The sequence below is a fragment of the Saccharothrix sp. NPDC042600 genome (assembly GCF_040647305.1).
Lineage (GTDB): Bacteria > Actinomycetota > Actinomycetes > Mycobacteriales > Pseudonocardiaceae > Actinosynnema > Actinosynnema mutabilis.
Window position 1 is genome coordinate 1 of the sequence record NZ_JBEZBW010000201.1, and the last position, 4,696, is coordinate 4,696.

Consider the following 4,696-nt stretch of genomic DNA (forward strand, 5'->3'; position numbering starts at 1 on the left):
GAGTGGACTCCAGGCTCTCCTCGGGGTCCGGGGTGGTCCAGAAACCGCCCGCCTTACCCGGCTGCTCGCGGGCGCGCTGGCCGGGTTGGACCCCGGCGACCGGGACGTCCTGCTGCTCACCAGCTGGGCCGGGCTGGACTCGAACGAGGTGGCCGAGGCGCTCGGCATCCCGGTCGGGACCGTCCGCTCCCGGCTGCACCGCGTGCGCCGCCGGTTGCGCGCCCACGCGCCCGAGACCGACCGAACGAGGACCGGCGATGAGTGACGACAACATCCACCGCATCTGGACCGACGACGAGCTGGACGCCGCGCTGGACGCACTCAACGCCGACGTCGACAGCGACGAGGCGGTGCTCGCCCGCGCGCGGGCGGCGCTGATGGAGACGACCGAAGGGGAGACGGACGTGACGATCGACCCGGGGAAGACGAAACCGGCGCGCTCGAAGCGGCGCTGGGTGTTCGGCGCGGCGGCCGTGGCCGTGCTGGTGGCGGCCGGACTGGTCGTGCAGACCGTGTCGTTCGGCCGCGACCGCGCGCCGGCCAGCGCCGAGGCCGCCGCGACGCTGGACCGGGCCGCCGCGCGGACCATCGGCGCGGTGGACCAGCCGGTCCCGCCGGGCGGGTACCGGTACGTGGCGACGCGCGCCTGGTGGATGGCGACCAGCGGCGAGTTCTCCCGGTTGGCGGAGAACCTCCTGGAGACGTGGGCGCCGGCGGACGAGAGGGCCGAGTGGCTGTTGCGCCGCGACGTCACCGGCAACCGGCAATGGGTCGTCGGCACGGCCGAGGAGGCCAAGGCCGCCGGCATCGACACCGAGGGCGGCTGGCCCGAGGGCGAGTGGCGCGCCAGGTGCGGCGGGTTCTTCGCCGAACCGGGCAAGGAGTGCGACGAGCGCGGCAGCTGGCAGCACCCGACCGCCGAGTGGCAGGCGAGCCTGCCCACCGACCCGGACGCCCTGTTCAAGCGGCTGGGCGACGACGCCCCGGACAACGACCGCGGTGACGCCGAACTGCTGGTCTACGCGGCCGACGCCCTGCGCAGCGGCCTGGTCCGCAGCGACGTGCGGGCCAACATCTACAAGGCGCTGGCGAAGCTGCCGGGCCTGCAGGTGACCGAGAAGCAGGCCAACCTGGGCGGCCGGCTGGGCACGGCGCTGGGCATCGACGACGGCGACCTGCGCCAGGACATCATCATCGACCCGGAGACCGGCCAGTTCATCGGCGAACGCCAGGTCACCACGTCCGACATGGACCACTTCAAGGCCGGCACGGTCCTGTCGTTCACCGCTGTCGAGACCGGCGTGGTCGAGCGGATGGGGGACAAGCCCACCCGGTGAGCGGTGGTTCGGCGGAAGGGCTCGTGCGGCTGTCGGGGGCGCACGGGCCCTTCTCCCGTCGGCGACCGGGAAGGACCGGGAGTCGGCACACCCTTGGAAAACCGGACCCGGCGGAGTAAGAATGGCGCACCCACCCGTGAGAGCGCTCTCTCACAGGCGGGTCTCCGCCCCCACTCCCCGGTATAGGCAGGTCGATGACGATCATGGGCCCCTTCGCGAGACGCGTTCTCGTCCCGGCACTGGCGCTGGCCCTGGCCACCGCGACACTGGCCGCGCCCGGCGCCACGGCCGACCCGCCGCGAGCGCGGGACCTCGGCACGGACGTCCGGGTGTTCGACCCGAGCACCCCCGTCGCCGAGATCCAGGCCGCGCTCGACGCCACCCACGCCGCCCGCGTGGACGACGAGATGGGCACCCGCCGGCACGCGTTCCTGTTCAAGCCGGGCACCTACGGCACCGCCGAGCAGCCCCTGCACATCAAGGTCGGCTACTACACCGAGATCGCGGGCCTCGGCTCCTCGCCCACCGACGTCGTCGTCAACGGCAAGGTCGAGGTCTACAACCGCTGCCTGGCCGACGGCGGCGCCGGCAACTGCCTCGCCCTGGTCAACTTCTGGCGCACCGTGTCCAACCTGACGATCAACGTGGACGCCGGGGGCCAGGACGGCTGCCGCTCGTCGGCGAACTTCTGGGCGGTGTCGCAGGCGGTCTCGCTGCGCCGCCTCAACGTCACCGGCGGCACGTTCTCGCTGATGGACTACTGCACCGCCGGACCCCAGTACGCCAGCGGCGGGTTCATCGCGGACTCCCGGCTGCCACAGGTCGTCAACGGCTCGCAGCAGCAGTGGCTGACCCGCGACAGCGAGGTCGCCGGCTGGTCCAACGGCGTGTGGAACCAGGTCTTCTCCGGCGTCGAGGGCGCGCCCGCCGACACCGCGTTCCCGAACCCGCCCTACACCACGCTGGACCGCACGCCGATCAGCCGCGAGAAGCCCTACCTGTTCGTGGACGACGCCGGCCGCTACCAGGTCCGCGTCCCGCAGGCCCGGCGCGACACCCGCGGCGTCTCCTGGGCCGACGGCCCCACCGCGGGCCGCACGGTCCCGCTGACGGACTTCTTCGTCGCCAAGCCCACCGACCCGGTCCGCGAGATCAACCGGCAGTTGGCCCGCGGCAAGCACCTCCTGCTCACGCCGGGCGTGTACGACGTCGCGCGCGGCATCGAGGTCAAGCGCCCCGGCACGGTCGTGCTCGGCCTCGGGCACGCCACGCTGACCGCCGTCGGCGGCTCGACCCCGCTGGAGGTCGCCGACGTGCCGGGCGTGGTGATCGCCGGCGTCACGATCGACGCGGGCGCCGAGGAGTCGCCGGTGCTCCTGCGCGTGGGCCACAAGAACAGCCGGGGCTGGAGCGTCCCGGGCGACCCGACCACGCTGTCGGACGTGTACTTCCGCGTCGGCGGCCCGCACGTCGGCAAGACCGACACCGCGCTGGAGGTCAACAGCGACCACGTCCTGATCGACCACACGTGGGTGTGGCGCGGCGACCACGGCGTGGAGGGCTTCACCGACACCCAGCGCTGGCAGACCAACACCGGCCGCACGGGCGTCGTCGTCAACGGCGACCACGTCACCGCGACCGGCCTGTTCGTCGAGCACTTCCAGCGCTACAACACGGTCTGGAACGGCGAGCACGGCACCACCGTGCTGTACCAGAACGAACTGCCCTACGACCCGCCCACGCAGGCGGACTGGATGAACGGCGCCGTCGAGGGCTTCGCCGGCTACAAGGTCGGCGACCGCGTGAAGCACCACACCCTGCACGGCGGCGGCGTGTACGTGTTCAACCAGAACAACCCGTCGATCCACACGGAGAACGGGTTCGAGGTGCCGACGACACCGGGCGTGCGGCTGCGCCACATCATGACCGTCAACCTCAGCGCCGGAACGATCGACCACGTGGTCAACGGCCTGGGCGAGGCGGCGGACACCACGCGCGTCGGCGTGCCGGTGTACGTGACCGAGTACCCGTAGGCGGTGGGGCCGGCCGGGTGCGCGTCATCCGGTCGGCCACACGCGGATCCTGCCGTCGGCGCCGGCGGACACCAGGGTCCGGCCGTCGGCGCTGTAGGTCAGGTCCGCGACGCGGGCGGTGTGGCCGGTGAGCGATTCCCTCACCTCCCCGGTCGCGGCGTTGACCAGTTGCACGGTGTTGTCGGGCGCGCCGAAGGCGAGGGTCCTGTGGTCGGGGCTGACGGTCCACGGGCCGTCCGGGGTGCCGGTGTTGACCAGCTCGCCTGTTGCGACTTCCCAGAGCTGCCCCGTTTTCCGGTCGAACCCGGTGGTGATGAGCGTCTTCCCGTCGGTGCTGAACGAGACGGGTTCGCCGGTGGCGTCGAGGAGGCGGATCCGCTTGCCGGTGGCGGTCTCCCACAGGCTGATCTTCTCGGTGTAGGAGCTGCCGGCGGCGATGGTGCTGCCGTCGGGGCTGAACACGGCGGCGTAGCCCGCGTCGAGGGTGGCGGTGTTCCTGCCGGTGGCGACGTCCCACACGCGGATCGTCCGGTCGACCGCGCCGGTGACCAGCAGGCGGCCGTCACGGCTGAAGGACATGTCCTGAACGCCGTTGGTGTGGCCGGGGAGGGTCGCTTTCAGCTGACCGTCGGCGGTGTTCCAGAGGCGGACGGGGTTGTCGAACGGGCTGTCGCACGCGCAGGTGGAGGCGGTGGCGATGGTGCCGCCGTCCGGGCTGAACGCCAGACTGGGGCCGGTGTTGGTGCCTTCGAGGGTCGCCCGGACGAGGTGGGTCCTGCGGTCCCAGAGCGTCGCCGCGCCGGTGTCCGTGCCCAGGGCGATGGTGTTCGGGTCGGCGCTGAAGGCGAAGAACGACGGGTGGCCCGCCAGGTTGTCGATCTCCTGTCCACTGTGGACGTCCCAGAGGCGGACGCGTTCACCCGCCGCGCCGGTGGTGAAGCCGGCGAGGGTCTTGCCGTCGGGGCTGAGCACGACCTTCTCGGCCGTGCCGGTGATGACGGAGCCCGCCGCCTTGGCGTTGGCGCCGCTGCCGCCTTCGGTCTTGTCCCGGTTGAGCCACACGACGACCGCGGTGGTGGCGAGGGCGATGGTGGTGAGGACGGCGATGAGCAGGGCGCGGTGGGAGGCCAGGCGGCGGACCGCGAACCGGGGTTTCGGGGGCTCGGCGGCCGGTGGGGGAGTGGCGGCCGGTGGGGGAGTGGCGGCCGGAGCGGGTGGTGCCGCGGCCGGTCGCCGCCGACTTCTCCAGGACCTCCAGGCCCGACGGCGCGGCCGACTTCAGGGCCGTGTAGACCTCGTCCGACGCGGTCTTCGTGTTCGCCTTGT

4 protein-coding genes are annotated in these 4,696 nt (G+C 72.5%); 3 read left to right on the forward strand and 1 reads right to left on the reverse strand.

Annotated elements, in window-relative coordinates; genetic code table 11:
- The 3 genes from AB0A74_RS42485 to AB0A74_RS42495 form a co-directional block, all read left to right on the forward strand.
- Window positions 1–265, forward strand: a 265-nt coding sequence (locus tag AB0A74_RS42485) for a sigma factor-like helix-turn-helix DNA-binding protein (protein WP_358258886.1), incomplete at its 5' end; no start/stop codon positions are given.
- Window positions 258–1,337, forward strand: coding sequence for a CU044_5270 family protein (locus AB0A74_RS42490; RefSeq protein ID WP_358258888.1), 1,080 nt, complete (start codon window positions 258–260; stop codon window positions 1,335–1,337). The genes AB0A74_RS42485 and AB0A74_RS42490, both read left to right, overlap by 8 nt.
- A 194-nt stretch (window positions 1,338–1,531) precedes the next feature.
- On the forward strand, window positions 1,532–3,370 hold the full coding sequence (locus AB0A74_RS42495) for a hypothetical protein (protein ID WP_358258889.1): 1,839 nt from the start codon (window positions 1,532–1,534) through the stop codon (window positions 3,368–3,370).
- 24 nt (window positions 3,371–3,394) lie between these two features.
- Here AB0A74_RS42495 and AB0A74_RS42500 read toward each other — a convergent pair whose 3' ends face one another.
- Complete coding sequence (locus AB0A74_RS42500; protein ID WP_358258891.1) at window positions 3,395–4,432, reverse strand: WD40 repeat domain-containing protein; 1,038 nt, start codon at window positions 4,430–4,432, stop codon at window positions 3,395–3,397.
- Between the last annotated feature and the right edge of the window lie 264 nt (window positions 4,433–4,696).